At 60.9% G+C, this 17,877-nt stretch carries 14 protein-coding genes and 1 pseudogene; 7 read left to right on the top strand and 8 right to left on the bottom strand.

The window, feature by feature from the left end; translation table 11 throughout:
* Positions 1–39 precede the first annotated feature (39 nt).
* On the bottom strand, positions 40–3,429 hold the full coding sequence (locus LB558_RS20890) for a DEAD/DEAH box helicase (RefSeq protein WP_224699258.1): 3,390 nt from the start codon (positions 3,427–3,429) through the stop codon (positions 40–42).
* A 167-nt stretch (positions 3,430–3,596) separates the two neighbouring features.
* Here LB558_RS20890 and LB558_RS20885 point away from each other — a divergent pair, with 167 nt between their 5' ends.
* Both LB558_RS20885 and LB558_RS20880 read left to right on the top strand, forming a co-directional pair.
* Positions 3,597–4,016 carry a hypothetical protein gene (locus LB558_RS20885; RefSeq protein WP_224699257.1) on the top strand — a complete coding sequence of 140 codons (420 nt, stop codon included), beginning with the start codon at positions 3,597–3,599 and terminating at the stop codon, positions 4,014–4,016.
* Between the two features lie 1,536 nt (positions 4,017–5,552).
* The gene (locus tag LB558_RS20880) at positions 5,553–5,747 is read left to right on the top strand and encodes a hypothetical protein (protein WP_224699256.1); all 195 of its coding nucleotides are present in this window, start codon (positions 5,553–5,555) and stop codon (positions 5,745–5,747) included.
* An 85-nt stretch (positions 5,748–5,832) separates the two neighbouring features.
* Here LB558_RS20880 and LB558_RS32935 read toward each other — a convergent pair whose 3' ends face one another.
* Positions 5,833–6,006 carry a glycosyl hydrolase 108 family protein gene (locus LB558_RS32935; RefSeq protein WP_263495345.1) on the bottom strand — a complete coding sequence of 58 codons (174 nt, stop codon included), beginning with the start codon at positions 6,004–6,006 and terminating at the stop codon, positions 5,833–5,835.
* 200 nt (positions 6,007–6,206) lie between these two features.
* On the opposite strand from LB558_RS32935, the gene LB558_RS20870 reads away from it, so the two are divergent.
* Positions 6,207–6,473, top strand: a complete 267-nt coding sequence (locus LB558_RS20870) for a hypothetical protein (protein WP_224699254.1) — start codon at positions 6,207–6,209, stop codon at positions 6,471–6,473.
* 776 nt (positions 6,474–7,249) lie between these two features.
* On the opposite strand, the gene LB558_RS20865 is transcribed toward LB558_RS20870, so the two are convergent.
* Together LB558_RS20865 and LB558_RS20860 are read right to left on the bottom strand one after the other, a co-directional pair.
* Positions 7,250–8,218 carry an alpha/beta fold hydrolase gene (locus LB558_RS20865; protein ID WP_224699253.1) on the bottom strand — a complete coding sequence of 323 codons (969 nt, stop codon included), beginning with the start codon at positions 8,216–8,218 and terminating at the stop codon, positions 7,250–7,252.
* A gap of 209 nt (positions 8,219–8,427) precedes the next feature.
* On the bottom strand, positions 8,428–8,739 hold the full coding sequence (locus LB558_RS20860; protein WP_224699252.1) for a hypothetical protein: 312 nt from the start codon (positions 8,737–8,739) through the stop codon (positions 8,428–8,430).
* A gap of 35 nt (positions 8,740–8,774) precedes the next feature.
* Between LB558_RS20860 and LB558_RS20855 the strand changes: the two genes are divergently transcribed.
* Positions 8,775–9,326 (top strand): hypothetical protein, encoded by a 552-nt coding sequence (locus LB558_RS20855; protein WP_224699251.1) that lies wholly within the window; start codon positions 8,775–8,777, stop codon positions 9,324–9,326.
* A 1-nt stretch (position 9,327) separates the two neighbouring features.
* Positions 9,328–9,717, top strand: a complete 390-nt coding sequence (sdhD, locus tag LB558_RS20850; protein WP_224699250.1) for a succinate dehydrogenase, hydrophobic membrane anchor protein — start codon at positions 9,328–9,330, stop codon at positions 9,715–9,717.
* A gap of 72 nt (positions 9,718–9,789) precedes the next feature.
* On the opposite strand, the pseudogene ctaD reads toward sdhD, so the two are convergent.
* Positions 9,790–11,435: pseudogene (ctaD, locus tag LB558_RS20845) on the bottom strand (cytochrome c oxidase subunit I).
* A gap of 244 nt (positions 11,436–11,679) precedes the next feature.
* Between ctaD and LB558_RS20840 the strand changes: the two are divergent.
* Together LB558_RS20840 and LB558_RS20835 are read left to right on the top strand one after the other, a co-directional pair.
* Positions 11,680–12,579, top strand: a complete 900-nt coding sequence (locus tag LB558_RS20840; protein ID WP_224699249.1) for a DUF2243 domain-containing protein — start codon at positions 11,680–11,682, stop codon at positions 12,577–12,579.
* A 273-nt stretch (positions 12,580–12,852) separates the two neighbouring features.
* Positions 12,853–14,367 carry a protein adenylyltransferase SelO gene (locus LB558_RS20835; RefSeq protein ID WP_224699248.1) on the top strand — a complete coding sequence of 505 codons (1,515 nt, stop codon included), beginning with the start codon at positions 12,853–12,855 and terminating at the stop codon, positions 14,365–14,367.
* 717 nt (positions 14,368–15,084) lie between these two features.
* Here LB558_RS20835 and LB558_RS20830 read toward each other — a convergent pair.
* The 3 genes from LB558_RS20830 to LB558_RS20820 form a co-directional block, all read right to left on the bottom strand.
* On the bottom strand, positions 15,085–15,840 hold the full coding sequence (locus LB558_RS20830) for a manganese catalase family protein (RefSeq protein ID WP_224699247.1): 756 nt from the start codon (positions 15,838–15,840) through the stop codon (positions 15,085–15,087).
* A gap of 87 nt (positions 15,841–15,927) precedes the next feature.
* Positions 15,928–16,680, bottom strand: coding sequence for an ABC transporter ATP-binding protein (locus LB558_RS20825; RefSeq protein WP_224699246.1), 753 nt, complete (start codon positions 16,678–16,680; stop codon positions 15,928–15,930).
* Positions 16,673–17,824 carry a hypothetical protein gene (locus LB558_RS20820; RefSeq protein ID WP_224699245.1) on the bottom strand — a complete coding sequence of 384 codons (1,152 nt, stop codon included), beginning with the start codon at positions 17,822–17,824 and terminating at the stop codon, positions 16,673–16,675. Before LB558_RS20820 ends, LB558_RS20825 begins: the two co-directional genes overlap by 8 nt.
* Between the last annotated feature and the right edge of the window lie 53 nt (positions 17,825–17,877).

The following is a 17,877-nucleotide window of genomic DNA, read 5'->3' as shown; positions in this document are numbered from 1 at the left end:
GGTCACATTGTGCCGCCGCGGGTGGAGATAAAAAGCTCGTCAGACCTCGTGCTTTGGCTGAACTGCACGTATGGCATCTAGCGCCAGGCGAACGACATCGATGCCTGAGACGCGGGGCTCGATCCGCCTGAAAATCAGGCGCCCGTTTCGGTGCTCCAGGCCCAACACCTTCCTGTCCCGCCATCGTGACGCCAGAGGCTTGTTGCGCAAGGTGATCGCGACGGCTTCGGGCCCAACATCGACTTTGCCGACACCCAGTTCCGACGCTGCTATCCGCAACCTGGTAAGTTCCAGCAGAACGGTCACTTCGCCAGGCATGTCACCAAAGCGGTCCTCGAGCTCCTCGCTGAATGCATCAAGGTCCAAGTCAGAACGAATACGAGAGACCCGCGCATAGAGGCCAACACGGACAGTAGGCTCGTTTACATAGCTTTCGGGAAAAGCCCCTTTTGCAGGCACGTTGATGTTGGCAAGTTGCCTGTTGGGGTCGGCCCCTTCTCCAGCCGCCGAGACCGCCCGCTCCAGCAAGTGCTCGTAGAGGCCCACTCCGATCAGTTTCATATGCCCAGCCTGATCTTCGCCGAAGAGATCGCCGGCGCCGCGCAGGTCGAGGTCCCTTTGACTGATTGCCAGGCCGGAGCCAAGCCGATCGAGCGCAAGCATCGTCGAAAGCCGGGCCCTGGTGCCGTCGGCCAGCTCAACGCCAGGTTCCGTCAGAAGGAACGCAGCCGCTTGCATCGCTCCTCTACCGACCCGACCCCTTAGCTGGTGCAACTGCGCCAGACCGAACCGGTCCGGGCGCCAGACAATGATGGTGTTGGCTCGAGGCACATCGAGCCCACTCTCGATGATGTCGGTGCTCAACAAAATGTCGCCATCACCGTCAGCGAATCCGACCATGACTTCGTCCAGCTGCCTCCCTTTCATTTCACCATGCGCCGTCTTGACGCCGAGTTCCGGCACCAACCTGCTCAGCTGGTCAGAGACCGGGCCAATGTCCTCGATGCGCGGGACCACGAAGAAGCTCTGTCCACCCCTGTGAAATTCACGCAAGAGAGCCGCGCGCACCGATGCTGGATCGAACGCTGCCAGGATCGTACGAACGGGACGTCTTTTGGCGGGCGGAGAGTTTAGGACGCTGACATCCTGGATGCCCGACAGGGCCGATTGCAGCGTCCGCGGTATCGGCGTGGCGCTCATACTCAGAGTATGTAGCCGGGGTGCCATGTTCCGCAGGGCCAGCTTCAACTTGACGCCGAACCGGTGCTCCTCGTCAATCACCAACAGTCCAAGACTGGCGAAGGTGACGCTCCTTGACACCAAGGCGTGAGTACCCACGACGATCGCAACCTGGCCGCTCCGCAGGCCCTCCTTTGCCGCTTTTGCCTCCGCTGCCCCGACCATCCTTGACAGGTGGGCGACCTGCAGGCCCGTTCCTGCGAAACGGCGGCTGAACGTTTCGTAATGCTGGCGCGCCAACACTGTTGTCGGCGCTATGAGCGCAACCTGTTTCCCGCAGAGAGAGGCGGCGGCGCAAGCACGCAAAGCCACCTCTGTCTTGCCGAAGCCGACATCACCGCAGACGAGCCGGTTCATTGTTCTTCCCGAGGACAGATCGTCGAGCACAGCGCGGATGGCGGCGGCCTGGTCGGGAGTCTCGGTATAGGGGAATTTCGCCGCAAAACGCGCCAAGTCCGTGCGGGAGGGCTTGACGATCTCGGCAGGCTGGCTGGACCTGACTTCGGCTAGGCTCAAGAGGCGCTTGGCCAGCCTGTCGATCTCGCGCAACGCAGCAGCGCGTCGTTTGGGCCAGCCTTCGCCGTTGATGCGATCGAGCGACACTGCCTCAGGTTCCGAGCCGTAGCGCCATATTTTCCCAAAGTCGTCGACCGGAACCAGCAGGGAAGCCCCGCCATGATATTCCAGCCTGACAACATCCTGGTGCTGACCAGCCAAGTCGACCTGTTCGACCGCCGCGAGCACGCCCAGGCCATGGTCTTCATGGACGACGACGTCGCCGATGCGCAACTCGGGTTCGAGTATGCTTGCGGCTATGCCGGCATCCGCCTTCAACGCAGAGCCAAACAGGTCGGCTGCGGCGACCATCGCGATACCGGATTGCGCGTCGACAAACCCTTCATCGAGGACGAAGCCAGCCTTGAGAAGTGAGCCTCTCGCGGCCGAAAGTATTTGCGTTAAGTCGACCGCTTCCTCTGCCCGCCGGCCTAGCTTTCTATTGAGCAGGCGATCTGCTCGCTGCAGTTCAGAGGCATCGCCGGTCAACACCACCCTGGCCCCGGCGCTTGTCTGCCTTGTCACGAATTCAGCGAATTCGAACCCGGGCCGGGCCAGGCGAAAGAATTTGGGAACTCGCTCGGCAGAAACGGCAAGTCTCGTGGAGCGGTTGCGCACGGAAGCATCCCACTCTTCACGCGACAGGTAAAATCGTTCCGGCAAAGCTTTCTCGCGCCCGGCAGCCTCCTGCCTGGCACGGCGTGCATCCTCGATCAGGTCGAGAATTTTGTCGAGCGGCTGCCCGTCGATCCCTTCAAGGAAGGAGATCGAGGCGCTCGACGCAGTGTCGAAGACAGATGGCATAGCGCCATATAATGCGACCAGGCGCTCTTCCATCGACGTCGCGCGCATCGCTGTCAGCTCAGGATGATCACCAGCTTTAAACATCAGCTCGGATGACGGTCCGACAGCAACCGAGTCTCGAACCTGGTCGCTGAGCTGACTGATCGGATCGTAGGTCTTGAGCTCTCGAATGCAGCTGTCTGGGCCAAGGACGACGCGAACGGGGTCCTCCGCGCCAGCGGGGAAGATGTCCATGAGGTCGCCCCGAAAAGCTATTTCACCCGGTTCGTCGACCCTCTCGTCGACGACATAGCCAAAAGCTTCGGACCTGGTTCTGAAATCGTCGCGGTCGAACTTTTGTCCCACCTCCAGAATTGCGAACCCGCCAGCAATGACCTGAGCAGGTGGCACCCGCTGCAGACTGGCTTCGATCGACATTACAGCGATGCGCGCACGATCGGGCTTCGTTGTCATCTGACGCAACGCACGAAGCCTCCGCCCCATATTGGCGCGTGTGGGCCACACCCTGTCGTAAGGCAGGCAATCCCAGGACGGCAGCAAGATGATCTCCGCGTGCGGCAGGAACTGACGCAATGCCCCGACGATCTCGTCGGCGCTGCATTCCGAGGCAGTTATATGGATAATGTGCTTGTGCCGGCTGGCCTCCAGCCCACCGGCCAGCGCTGCCGCGATTGCTGATGATGGCGGGACGCCGTGCTCTATCGCAAACCCGCTGTCATCCGTGTGATCGATTTGTTCGACATCCGTCCGCGAAATATGCCTGCTCACTGAAATCACACCTTGTCCCCAGAAGAACGTCAGCACAGCGACCCCGTTCCTGGCGGCGCGCATTAAAATGTTCCAGGACCGGGCAGCCGGTGCGGCCTTGACGCATTGCTGCCTAGCTGCCCGAAGAACTGGAAGTTGTGATTCCGGCACCTTGAATCACGCTCGACGCCGGCAGAACGCTCCGTCCGTGGGGCCGTGCCGCTCGGTGGCCGGTCCGCCGGCGTTAATATGTGCACATGCTGAATTGCCGAAATGACGATAACCACCCGACGGTGGTCGTTTCGGAACCCCGTTGCCGGCCAGCCGGAACCATTGGCGCGAATAATAGCTCGGTCGCCAACATCAGCCAGTTACTCAATTTGTCTCTCACCTCATCCTCGGATGTACTCATTCGCAAGCTTCAGACCATCTTGGATCTTCGAGAGGCTGACATCGGCGTTCTGAAAGGCATTCCGATCCAGGAGGGGGACTATTTGGCCAACCAGGATCTGGTGCGTGAGGGCGACTGTCCTGTTTACTCGTTTATTGTTCTGGATGGCCTGGTGGGTTCCACCAAACATACGGGCGAAGGCAAGCGAGAAGTCACCTCGCTCTTCGGGGCGGCGACATTCCTGATCTGCACGGGCTGCATCTGTCGTCATGGATTGTAACTTCACGACCCTTACGCCGGCTCGAATAGGCTTCATGCGGCACGACACTCTACGCGCATTTCCGACCAGGACCCTCGCATCGCCGTCACTGGGGTGTCGAGACCCGGTGGCGGACCAGCGAGGGCGGCAGGTCCCCGAGCTCACAACTCAACGCGAAACAGCCCGTCTCGCCTGCATTTGCCCGTGCCGCGAGACGGGCTGCGGAAGCTCGGACCCGCCAAGCGCGGAGCTTCCGCTCCCGGCTGCTGAAGATTGTTCCGTTAGCTTCTGCTGAAATGGCGGGAACTTTTGCTGCTGTGGCAATTCGAAAACCATGACAAAGCTCTCAGACTTTGGCCAGCCTGTCCCCGGCAAGCTGCACGGAGGCGACCGGCCGATGAGGACGACAACTTCTATACCTGCCCGATTTGCGGTCAGCAGGTCGACATGCGTGACCTTCGCCAGGTCATCTGGCACGAACGGCCAAAACACAAGCCGCTATTGTCGCTGGTAGAGTAATCCGCCGCCAGCCGTCGATATTGCAACCATTGGGTAGGGTTCCGCATTGTTACTCGCCTAACGAGCGGAGATAACCTTAATGTGGATCTTGGCGGCTGTTTGTATTGGACTCGCGTTAGCCTTGTCTTTGGGGTGGGCTATGGGGCTTTCGAAGTAGGATGTCGCTGGTCATCGGGCCTCCGCTCAGCATCAGCCAAGCAAAAGCCCGCCACCGGGATGGTAGCGGGCTCCTGGAGAGGCAGGCCATTTGGGGGACGGGTGCTGCCCCTACAGGCTTCCTTTTTGTTACAGTCACATCATTGTCAACAATAAAACGTTGCTTGGCTCGATGCGGACTGCGCGAAGGATGCTACAAGATTGTGGATGCGGTGCGGACGAGAGATGGGGGCATCTCTCGGAGGCGACTGGCTCAGGCGGGCTCCGCATCCGCTCCACCATCGCGTAATCTGAAAGTCCGCGCCCCAATGCCTCCATGGATGGAATGCTGATGGCGTCCAACTTGCGCCATTCGGTTCCTGGCAATCAAAAAAAGCCCGCCACCTCTCGGCAGCGGGCAGTGTAGGTTCCTAGGATCACCCCGCTATTCACTAGGGTACACCCAACTTCGCCAAAAGGGAAATATTAGATACTGCTAATTGACGCCGACTTCTGCTGTACGGAGAGGGTTCGCCTCCGTTCGACGCTGTTGGGTGTTGCTGATTGAGCAGTGTAGGCAGCGCCGTAATGATTTGGGGAGGGAAGAACGGTTTGACGATCATCACGCTGTCTGGGACGCCTTCAGAGCCCCATGAACGCACCATCGCCGCTGATGTAGACCACAGGTAGGCTTGGGTTGGCTCGCCTTACGCGCTTGCGAGTGCCACGACCACAACCACAACCACCTTGCCGATCCACTCGCTCGTGTAAGACAACGGCGAAGCTGGTTCTGCAGATCATAGAGGTAACCAGACAGGCCGAGGCCGCCGGTGCCGGCGCCTGTTGCCAAGTCGGTCGCCGCAGTCGAAGGTGCGGCGTTGGCGTCCTCGACAAGGACTTTGCTTGGCCGCCGTCGACAAAGTTAGCCGCTTGCGGCGTCTCGCCCGTCGCCCAAGCCTTGCCGATCGCCCGGACCTCGGCAACGTGTGCCGACCAGCCCTTGTGGCGAAGGAAGTTCATTCGTGCATCGCAGATACGACCGATCAGCGCGTCGTTGTTGTTGATTGCCTCAGTTCGGTGATGGTGTCCATGCCGTGACGCCATCAATCGGCCCGGTGTAGACAGGCCGCAGCGCCTGCTGAAGCCCATGATCGAGCGGCCAGGGCCGGAGTTCACGCCGCCGTCAAAGACGACATAGTCGACACCGTCGGGCAGCAGATCGCCTTTTCACGGCATCCCAATTCTGCTTGTCGTAAATGTGGTTGAGTTCGACGGTGGCCAGGCTCTTGACGGATCGCGCCGCCTGCCCCTTGGCCCCGGCGATAGCGTCATATACCCGCTGGGTAACCCCTTTCATCGTCGGGCCGTCAGGATCCTTTTTGTTGTTCGAATAGCCGCCTTCGTGCGCCCAATGCGCAGGCGACGCCGTTAGCGCGCTAAGCTTCAAAATGCTCAATTCGCAGATGCTGCACCGGGGCCGGAACTTTGATGCAATAGCGAAGTTCGAGGAAGGAAGATGCATTCGCAACAGGCGCCACTTCAGAAAAGGCCGGAGCAATGGCGGACAATCTATCTCGCAGGGAAGAACAACGCGGCACGCGAAGACTCATGGCGTGGGGCGTGGCGGTTGTTGCCGTCATTTTCGTCGGCCTGATGGCATTCTTTGTACTCACGCCTTTATCGAACGGCTCTTGGCAGACGGCACCCTTCAAGCGTGCTCCTGAGCAAAACCAGGGCGGTAATGCGCCAGCGGATACGTCACCCAGCCCGGGAGTGAAAAAAGACCCTCAGGAAAATACTGAAATGCCGGAGCAGCAGCAGTAGGGTTCCGACCCGCTGGCAAAAGTTTTTCCGGGGCCGGGCGGCGATCTTGTCGAACACGTCCTTTTCCTCTGCGTAATGGCCTTAGTGTCGCCTCCAGGATCGGGACCGGCCTTCCCCCGATTGCTGAGCCTTACAAAATTGCCCAATTCGGAGGCCTGTTGCTACACGTGTGTCGGCACAGGCAAATCTGCACAGCAGCTATGCACGTTCCACGATTGCAGAAATCGCTCGGCAGCGGGTAGATTTTGATTGTCGGCCATCTACTCCTCCCAGATGCGATGCCGGCGCTGAATGAGGCGCACCTCCTCCCGCGCCACATTCGAAAATCGAGCCCGCTGCCACCTCCTCCGGCAGCGGGCTTTCTTCGTCTCCGCCAGAAGACAAACAGTGGCAAGCATCCGTGACGGCCTGCGAAACCATTCGTAAACCATGCCGACAGGGCAAATATTTTATGCCGAACCGATCGGGTTGCAGGAGGTTGTGGGCGGGTCTGCAACAAAGAGGCCCAGCCGATCCATGCACCGCTTACCCATCTTGCCCGCCGTGTTGATCTCCTTCGGGATTGCCTACGGAATTTGCGTCTGGGCGACGTCGCATAAGTCGGTCAGCTTTTTCGAAGCCCAAGCGGCGTCGCAAATACGTGGAACTGTCGATCCCTCTGAATAGCTGCAACGCCACGGAAGGTGGGGCTGTCCGGTCCTATCATTGGGATGGCCGCCTTCGTGCACGAGCGCGCGGGTAAGCGCCTCACGGCAATGCCGTAGGTCGAGTTGGGCTTAATAGGTGCTGCCTCCCTCTTTTGGTGGACGAGGCGTACAGGTGACCTTGTCGATCATTCCGATCACCGCCTGCGGGTCACTGTGGTGAGCCATGTGCCCGGAATTCGGGATTATTTCTATCAGTGATCCTGAAATTTCGGCATGCAAGCGTTCCGCCTCACGCCGAGCGTCGAACAGCCCGTCCCCTGATCCAGCGACGATTCCGGTCGGCACGTCGATGTTCCGATAGCAAGGCTTAGTAAACAGCGCCGCGCCGAGCATCAGGGCTGTCTCCACACAGATTGAGCGCAGCTGAGAGGGGCGGCTGGCGACCTCCTTTGTGCTCACCGAAAAAACGTTCGAGATCGGCCCGGGCCGGAATATCTTTCGCATGGCCGACGGCCAGCCGAGCCTTACTGCGAGCGGCAGCAAGGTGTGAAGAAATGCCGAGCCCATCAGCGGTACGGCCGGCAGTGCTGCAAGAGCAAGATCCAGCCTCGGTGAGGGATAGTAATATCCAGAGACGAGGACTAAGCCGGCGACCGAGGGAGCGTGCCTGCGGGCCATCTCCAGCGCGATCCAAGCGCCCCAGGAATGTCCGAGCACGAGGTATTTTTGAATGCCTAGTATGAGGGCTGCCTCGTGGAAGAGATCGGCCTGCTCGCACGCCGACCATCGTTTTCGAGCCGGTCGCGAGCTTCCGCCGAAGCCAGGCCGGTCGAAGGCGAGGACCCGATGCTTGGCACTCGCAAGGTCGAGCACGCCGCTGATCGCAAAATCTTCCGCAACCGAGCCATTGCCATGTAACAGGAGCAAAGGAGGCCCGCTGCCTTTCTCGATGATCCTCAGGTCCACCCCATCGACCGTCAGAGTGCGTCCCGTCGAACGGGGAGCCAAGGCCTTCCTGGCGCGTGCGTTATTGTATGCCGCCAGCGACAGGCCGGCAGCCGCAAACAGCGTGGCGAGCTTTATCCGGTTTGAAAACATACTGAACTCCTGCCTTGATCTGCTCGGTGGCCCACCGTTGAGCGCGCGCGGTTGCGCACCCATCGGGCGTCGCCTAATCCCCCGTATCTTTGCCGCCAAGGTGTCGAAGTCTCATGGAGCCCCGACGGGGCGTTGCATCGTGAGATCGAGCATCGCAGGAGCTCAGCACGTGACCCTCAAAATCATGGATGGAAAGGGCGGGCATCAGTTCACCTTCCGCGATGTTGGAATGCACGCCGGCTGCATCGCCCCCAGGGACTGGACGGCAGCGCTCCGGGCCATGTCATCGGAGCGGTGTCGCAGAACCCACGGGTCCTGGCATCGGCATTGATGAAGACAGGGCGATCGTGGTGAAGAGCGAGATGTTCAAGGTCATCGGCAGCGGCGTTGTCGAGGTCGATCCGGATCCGGACCATTGATGTCATGCTGTAGAGTTGAGGTCCGCGGAACACGCGAGCGTTCACGACACAGATGCTGGTGCGAAAACGCGAGGCGTCTTGATGAATTTCGTTGTCCGACATAGTCCGTTCTCCTGACCAATCCCGCAAACTTCTTGATGATCGATCAGTTCCCGGCGTCTGTGATGCAAATCTCTTTGCCCCACGCCTGCTTGTTCATAAGCATCGCCCGGCACGCCGCGGCCCATTGGAGGCGAGACCCGACCAAGGTGGCGTTCGCCTACCGGACTGCGCAGGGATTCCAGGTGCCGAGTGCCGCTTGTGGCGACCGTTTTGAGGACGGCATCGAGGCGTTTAAATTTTCAACGCCAGACGCCCACCGGGGAACATTTCCAAATGCACTGTGTTTGGCGCCACCCTTGCCCACCGGAACTAAAGCCATGCAGAGTCGGAAATTGGTGATGACCGCGCTGGTCCTAGAGATCGACGCCGTCCGCCTCAGCATCTCGCTCCTTGAAAAGGAGCTGTGGACAGCTGGCATACCGAACAAGGTTCGATGGCGTTCAGGATACGAGCTAACCGCCCAAAAAGCTCGCCTTGCAAAACTGGAGAACGTGCTTGCGCACTATCCATCCGTGACGCGAGCCCGACCATTGGACAGCAACAGCTTGAGTTACGGGCAACGGAACCAAGTGAGTTTGGGGAAGTAAGATGACTGACCGACGCTCGATCAGAACTCCGTTAGCTCGAGTGCGGGGCCTTGGGTCGTCGAAACACGGAACCGAAACGTTCATACTGGAACGACTGACATCTGCTGCACTTTTAATCCTCGTCATTTACATCGTCGCGGTCGTTATAAGGCTGATCGGAGAGCCTCGAGATGTCGTGATCCGCGTGGTCGGATCGATCTATGTCGCACCCGCCCTCGTCGCCTTCATTCTGGCGAACTGCGTCCACATGCGGCTGGGCATGCAATCGATCATCGAAGACTATTGCCACACCACCGGGCTGAAATCGGTCCTGCTGATCGCCAACTGGTTGTTTTGCTGGGCAGTAGCCCTCGCCAGCTTTTTCGCCGTGCTGGTGATCAGCTTCCGATAGGTGATTCACGACCAGCGCGACGCGGTTCCAACTCAGCGCCGTCCGTTATCTGTCGCGCGCGGCGAGCCGTCTTCATTCTATTTTGGGCAGCCGGTCCCATTGATGGAAAGGCGGCGGAGAGGTCAACTCCCATTTCAATGTGGTGGCTCCCGGCCCCAAGGGTTCATGCCGGCGGCCCTTCGCAGGTGGAAAGCCTCCACGATGCCGGTAAGGAAAATCAGGACACTCGCGGCCGACAGATACGATCCAAAGGAGGAGACCATGTTCCATCCGGCAAAAGCGTCGCGATAGTCGATATAGCGACGTGGCATGCCGGCCATTCCAAGAAAGTGGTGAGGAAAGAAAACGAGGTTCACACCGATGAAGGTCGTCCAGAAATGGATCCCAGCCAAAAACCGGATTGTACAAATATCCTGTCATCTTCGGGAACCAGTAATACCAGCCCGCGAAGATGCCGAAGATGGCACCCAACGAAAGAATGTAGTGGAAGTGTGCGACGACATAGTAGGTGTCGTGCAATTGGCGGTCGAGGCTGGCGTTCGCAAGCTGTACGCCGGTCACGCCTCCGACAGTGAACAAGAATATGAAGCCGAGCGCCCACAGCATCGGGGTTCGCAGGCTAAGGGAACCGCCCCACATGGTTGCGATCCAGGAGAACACCTTGATCCCGGTCGGCACTGCGATCACCATCGTGGCGAAGGTGAAGTAGCGCTGCGTATCCAGCCCTATTCCGCTGGTGTACATATGGTGGGCCCAAACGACGAAACCGATCGCCCCGATCGCCACGATCGCGTAGACCATCCCCAGATAGCCGAAGATCGGCTTTCGCGAAAATGTCGAGATCACCTGGCTGACGATGCCGAAGGCCGGCAAGATCATGATGTAGACTTCCGGATGGCCGAAAAACCAAAATAGATGCTGGTACAGGATAGGATCGCCGCCACCGTCCGGCGCGAAGAATGTGGTGCCAAAATTTCTATCGGTCAGGAGCATTGTAATGGCCCCTGCCAGGACAGGCAGGGCCAGCAGCAGGAATCCGGTGATGAGGATCGACCACACGAAGAGAGGCATTTTATGCAACGTCATCCCTGGCGCGCGCATATTGAAGATCGTCGTGATGAAATTGATCGCACCTAATATCGAAGAGGCTCCCGCGATGTGCAGAGAAAGAATGACCAGATCGACGGAAGGACCGGGATGGCCGGAGGTCGAAAGGGGCGGATAGAGGAACCAGCCGGTCCCGGGACCGTAGCCGCCGGGGACACTGGGCATGAAGATCGACAATAGAAGCAGCATCAACGCAGGCGGCAGCAGCCAGAACGAGATGTTGTTCATGCGTGGGAAAGCCATGTCCGGGGCGCCGATCATGATCGGAACCATCCAATTGGCGAACCCACCGATCAGGGCGGGCATGACGGTGAAGAAGATCATGATCAGCGCGTGCGCCGTGGTGAACACGTTGTAAAGTTGCTTGCCGGCATCTATGGCTGCGTCGCCTTGGTAGCCGTAGATCATCGATGCCAACCCAGGGAAATCTGGATCCCGGGTTGCTGCAGTTCAATTCGCATGCCCACCGACAAGAGCATGCCGATGACCCCCGCGATGAAGGCGAAGATCAGGTAGAGCGTGCCGATCTCCTTGTGGTTTGTCGAAAACAGCCAGCGGGTGATGCCCCTCGGCTTGTGGTCGCGGCTGTTCGGCCCTGATGCCGCCGTCATTCGCTCATGACCGTCTCCGCTTGAGCCGTCCCCTGATAGGCCATCCGAACCGTGCTGGCCGTTGAATGTTCCCTCCCCAGAACCAACGGTCGGGAACAATCAACGGAAGCGATGGTTTGGCTGGGCGGCGGCATGCCCCTGCGCGGCGGAGGATCGAGGTCCATGCTGGCGATAATCGCTGCGACACTGGTTCTGACCACGGTGGTTGGTGGGCTGATATCCGCCTTCTGGATCGAGGCGCGTCATGGTGTCCATGGCCCCGCGCTGGACATGTCGGCGCCTTCTCGACGGCCCACACCTTGGAGACGGTGGTGCTGATATGGACGCTATCAATGCGAAACTCGATCCAAGCACGCGAGGTGGCTGGCTGCTGCTCGGCTTCGCGCTGGGCGGTTTCTTCGACGGCATCGTCCTGCACCAGATTTTGCAATGGCATCATCTTCTCTCGGGCCTCGCCGACCTGGGTTCCGACCTGCGCTTCCAGATCATGGTCGACGGCCTCTTCCACCTGTTCATGTACGTGTTGGCCGTTGCCGGCACGATGCTGTTGGTGGTGGCGAGAGCAGCAGGCGGGCGGGCCGGAACGACAACCGAGATCCTTCGGCTCGCCTTGACCGGGTTCGGCGTCTGGCATCTGGTAGACGCCATTGTGTTCCATTGGCTGCTCGGCCTGCATCGGATCAAGATGAACAGCGACATGCCGCTCGCGTGGGATATTGCGTGGCTGGTCATCTTTGGAATCGTGCCGCTGCTGTTGGTGCTGGTGCTGCCAACCCGCGGTGGACCGGCACGCGGTGCCTCGGCGGCTCTGACCAGCATCGTCCTGCTTGCAGGACTGACTGCGGGCGCCGGCCCGCTCTTCAACGGTGCCGCCACTTCCGTCATCGTCTTTCGAGCTGGGATGGAACCGGCTGCGATGATGCAGGCGGTTCAAGCCGCCGACACCGACCTCAGGTGGGTCGATGCCAGCGGCACCATCTGGGCGGTCGATAGGGTCTCATGGCGCGGGTTGGTGACCCTGCACGCGCGCGGCGCCCTGGTCGTGGGCACAACGCCTGTCATTGCCGGATGCCTCGCCTGGACCGATGCCGCCGGAGCGAGCAGTCGCCCCAGCCAGCAGCGAGGCATTCCTGCAAGCCTATGACCTGCGGAGCCGGCCAGGGGAGTATCAAGCATGCAAAAGCGTCGCCATCGAGAGCAGCCACGGCCACAGCCTGGTACCGCGTAGCGCCAAGCTGATCGCCGAGGAACGGGTTAACTGGGTCCACCATCGTCCCCCGAGAGACGCGTTGCCACCGGATGCAGATGATTATGGATCCGGATGGTACCAGTGACGTTGGGTCCCTATATGAAAATGCGAACACAGGCTCCTCGAATGGGAGCTGTTGGGGCCCCTGTTCTTGAGAGCCGGCTTGTCATGACTTCACCTGCGACCGCTGAACAACCCGGAGCCATTCACTCGAGACTTTCCGCTCTCAGCAACAGCTACGCGCAATTGCCGGAGCGCTTCTTCGCGCGAACAGATCCGAAGCCGGTTTCGGAACCCCGGCTGATCCGGCTCAACCGGGCTCTCGCCGACGAACTGGGGCTCGACGCCGACCAGCTTACCGGCCCCGATGGAGTGCAGATGCTGGCCGGCAACAGATTTCCGGAAGGCTCGCAAGCAATCGCCCTTGCCTATGCGGGCCACCAGTTCGGAAACTTCGTGCCTCAGCTCGGCGACGGGCGCGCTCTGCTGCTTGGCGAAGTGGTGGACATCAACGGCATCCGCCGTGACATCCAGCTGAAGGGATCGGGGCCGACGCGGTTCTCGCGCAACGGTGACGGCCGCGCCGCACTGGGTCCTGTCCTACGTGAGTATGTGGTCAGCGAAGCGATGGCGGCGCTTGGCATTCCGACGACGCGAAGCCTGGCGGCGGTGCTCACCGGCGACCCCGTCTATCGCGAGGTCCGGCTGCCCGGCGCCGTGCTGACACGAGTGGCGGCAAGCCATATCCGGATCGGCACCTTCCAATATTTCGCCGCGCGCCACGACACCGAGGGGCTTAAGATCCTCGCCGACTATGCCATTGAGCGTCACTTCCCACACTTGTTAGGGCAAGCACGGCGGTACCGCGCATTGCTGGACGCCGTGGTCACAGCACAAGCGGATCTGGTGGCGCGCTGGATGCTGGTCGGCTTCATCCACGGCGTCATGAACACCGACAACATGGCGATCTCGGGCGAGACCATCGACTATGGCCCATGCGCCTTCATGGACGCCTATGACCCCGGCACGGTGTTCAGTTCGATCGACCGCGTCGGCCGCTATGCCTATGCCAACCAGCCTCGCATCGCCACATGGAACCTTGCGCGCCTTGCCGAGACGCTGCTGCCGCTCATGAGCACGGATGAGAATGAAGCCGTCTCTGAAGCAGAAGAGGTGCTTGGGTCTTTCCAGTCCTCCTATGAGACTGTGTTGCAGCGCGGCTTCCGCAGAAAACTCGGATTGCTGACCGAGGCGGAAGGCGACTTGCAGCTCGCGGCTGATTTTCTCGATGTGCTAGCTCGCGGCGAAGCCGACTTTACGCTCGGCTTCCGACGCCTGGGCGACGACCTCGACGCCTCGGAAGGTCACGGCACGGCGCGGCAGCTGTTCAGGGATCCAGGCGCATTCGATGCGTGGTCGGTGCGGTGGCGCGAGCGGATCGCCAGTGAAACAGCCGAAACAGACACGCGCCGGGCGGCCATGCATGCCGTCAATCCCAAATTCATCCCTCGCAACCATCGCATGGAGGCGATGATCCAGGCGGCTCTGGGCGGCGACTTCACACCATTCGAGGAGATTCTGACGGTTGTCAGCCGGCCTTTCGATGAGCAAGAGGTAATGGAACGCTATGCTGACCCGCCACGCCCGGATGAACGCGTCAAACAGACATTCTGCGGTACGTGAGACATCAATGATAGTGTCTAACATGTGCAAATGCGGAAACCCTTTTCGCATGCTACCGTCGTGGCTGCTTTTCGGAAGGGTCCGACCTGTGACAATTATAGAATTAGCATTCCAATTGCTGGTACGGAAGCTTGTAGACCACACTGGAAGTCCGATGAAGGTGCTCGTGACCTTGTCGCCGCCATGGGCGCTGACTGGTCATCGCTCGTGCGAGCAGCGAGGTGCGTCGTCTGGGTCCTTCCTTACGACCAGTTCCGGTCGGCACGGTCACCGTCATAGGCTCTGCTGGCACGACACCTAATCACATTAGGCACTATGGTTGGGCACAACCTCCGCTGGCGGCATCCACTACGGGCATGCTGGCAGCGCGACCGAGAATGTCGCCGATGTAACTCGTGAGGCCGACGTGCTGTTCGGTAGGAGGGCCGCCGAAATGTCCGGCGAAATGTCCCGGACAAGTTTCTTCAGCGCGTCGTGGCCACCGCCGAGGCTCCGATTGCGACAATGCAACTTCTCGCAACCGGGGGCACGGACCTACTCCGACTGCCCCGCATGTTCCGACTCTGATCGTGGTGCAGCGGTTGGCCCTATGTGCATCACCACTTTCAGCAAATAGCGAGCACTCCGGCCAGTCCGCTGCTGCCAGTCGGATGCCCTGCTTTCGTCGTTAGCTTCCTGACCCGAACATAGTTGCCCCGCAATGATGTCAGCTCTAAACTAATGCTTACGTGCTCGTTTGACAGCAGCCTCTGCCACGGCCGGGGCCTCCTGAATGCTTGCCGCGCCGCCAAAATCCGCGTTCTTGGTTCGGCCAGCTCCCGGACCCGCACCTAAAGCAGCGCCTGTGATCGGATCGGACGCCGGATCAGAAAGAGTACGCTCGGCCATCTTGGCCATCACCTTCATGTCTCTGGCGCCCGTTTTGACGGTTGCCAAGCCGTCTCCGCCGTCGAGGGGCATCACCTCTTCAAGGTCATCGATCCGATCCCACTCTTCGCCGGAATTCCATGGACCATTGGTATCGCCCTCAACTTGAGAGGTGTTGACGTACATGCTGGCGTACTTCTCGATCCCCGGGAGCTTGCCTGACGGGAAATTGTTTTCGATGGCGTAGAGTGCTTTCTCAAACGACTTTTGATGAGCGATCTCGCGTGTCATCAGGAAGCCGAGCGCGTCCTTGATGCCCGGATCATCGGTGATGTTGATGAGGCGTTCGTAAACGATCTTGGCGCGCGCTTCAGCGGCGATGTTCGACCGCAAATCCACGGTAGGTTCACCGCGTGAGTCGACATAGGCCGCGGTCCAGGGAACGCCGGCTGAGTCGCACAGCGCGGGAGCACCGCCAAACAGGATGGATTCCTTGGCGGTCGTACCGCTGGCGCCGATCATCAGATAAAGGTCCGCTTCTTTCATCTGGCCTTCGGCAAGTTGTGCCTTGAGCCCCTTGTTCAGCATGGTGACGATCGATCCCACCGAAGGTCGCCTTTCCGAGCCCTTCCAGTCAGGCGGCTTTGGGTTCAGAAACATACACAATGGGGCGGAGCGGTTCGGTCCGCGACATCAGGCAGCGGTTCGTATACGCAACGCGTGCATCACGCTTTCCTCGAAAGCGCCGGGCACCCTGCCCGCTTCGGCCAGCTCGGCCGCATCCCAGCTCCGGCTTAGGCGTCCGTCGGCCGTCAGGACCGCGCGATTGCAGAGTGCGGGCACCGCCTCCCCCACGTGGGTCGAGACGATGACGGCGTGACGGCCGCTCGCGCAGAGCGCGGCGATGACGCGCTTCACCTCGAAGGCGGCAACTGGATCGAGGCCGTTCAGCGTCTCGTCGAAAATCAGCAGCGGCGGCCGGCCGAGAAGTGCCGCGAGGGTCGCGATCTTGGCGCGCGTGCCGAGCGAATATTCCGCGATCGGACGGTCGATCCAGCGCCCGAGCTCAAGCCGCTCCAGAAGGTCGGCGCCCGGCAGATCGGCACTCGGCAGATCGTTTGGCGCGCAGCCGCGGATCGAGGCGACGAGCTCCATATATTGGCGCCCTGAAAGCGATGCCGGCAGTTCGTGCGGCTCGATGGCGAGGCCGAAGCCGGCTTTGGCGCGCTCCGGCGCGGCGGCCAGGTCGACGCCGTCGATCGCCACGCTGCCGCCAAGCAACGGGATCTGGCCGGTAATCGCCCTGATGAGCGTCGACTTGCCCGAGCCATTGGCGCCGAGCAGGCCGACTATATCGCCGCGACGCAGCGAGAGATCGATGCCGCGCACCACGACGCGACCGCGATAGCCGGCGCTGAGCGCTTCGACGGTGAGGACTTCAGCCATTGCGATACCTCTGTCGGGTTCGGTGCCACAGGAAAATCACCAGCACCGCCAGGCCGATCAGCACGGTGCGGCCATATTCGAGCGTCTCGTAGCTGGCATAGGCGAGCGCACCGGCGAAGCTCAGCATGGCGACGAAGGGCGCGTTGAGGAAATAGGCGCCGAACACTGCATAAGCGCCGTTCAGCACCAGCAGCCAGACCCCGCTCGCCACCGGCACCGTCCAGGCAGACGGCTCGGCCGCGAGCGCCGCGCCGGCCGGCAGCAGGAAGAAGGCGAGCGACAATTGCAAGGGCAGTTGGACTAGCCGCAGCCACACGCGGGTAAAGCCGATGGGCGCCGTGCGCAGCACCGGCGAGCCGAGCGGCTGGCAGCGCAGGCTGAGCATGAAGACGAGAATGCCGCCCGCCAGGCCCGCGACTGCGGCCGGCCCGGCCCTGTGGCCGGCCAGGCTCGCCCATGCGCCAAGGATGGCGGCAGCTGCAAGCAACAGGCCGGCCGCGGCGAGCTTCCACGACGGCCGCAAATGGCCGACCGGCAGTTTCCAGGCCCAGCTCGAAAGCCAGCGCGGTCGCGCCCGGTCGAGGCGGCGCAGCCAGGGCCTTCCAACCAGCGCCGCTTGGCTTTCCGCCTCATTGAGGAGAAGAAGTGGCCGTCGCAGACGCCAAAGGGCCACTGTGCCAAAGCCCAGGGCAAACTGGATCGCCGCACCCAGCCCCCAGACCGCCGGCAACGGCTTTCCAATGATGGCGCAGGCGAAGCCGACCAAAACGGCAACCAGAATGTCCAGCGGTGCGAAGATCGCCAGCGTCGCCCTGCCGGCCATGTGGCGGCGCTGTCCGGGCGCAAGCGGCAGCGCCTTGAGGAAGGGCGCGAAAGCGCGTTCAAGGCAAAGCCTAGCGACCGCGTTGCCTGTGAGCGCCCCGAGCACGGCCAGGGTAAGCGGCAGGCCAAGGGTCCACAGGAGCTGGCCATCCCGCAATTTCGGCGCCGCTGCATGAAGCGCAACCACAATATCGGCGACCGCATAGGCCGAGAGCCCACCGCCGCCGAGCGCAATCCAGGCCAGATCGCGGCGCCGCGTCGCGCGCAGGCCGGCGACCAGCTCGCGCCAGAGCAATATCAGGACAAGCCGGTCGTGCCGCATTTGGTTGCCATCATGGTTCCGACACGGAAGTAGGTCACGGCAATTGTGCCGCG

Origin of the sequence: Mesorhizobium sp. CO1-1-8, assembly GCF_020164875.1 — a bacterium.
Taxonomy (GTDB): Bacteria; Pseudomonadota; Alphaproteobacteria; order Rhizobiales; family Rhizobiaceae; genus Mesorhizobium.
The sequence above is the reverse complement of the archived record's forward strand: the minus strand, read 5'-3'. Positions and strand labels throughout refer to the sequence as shown.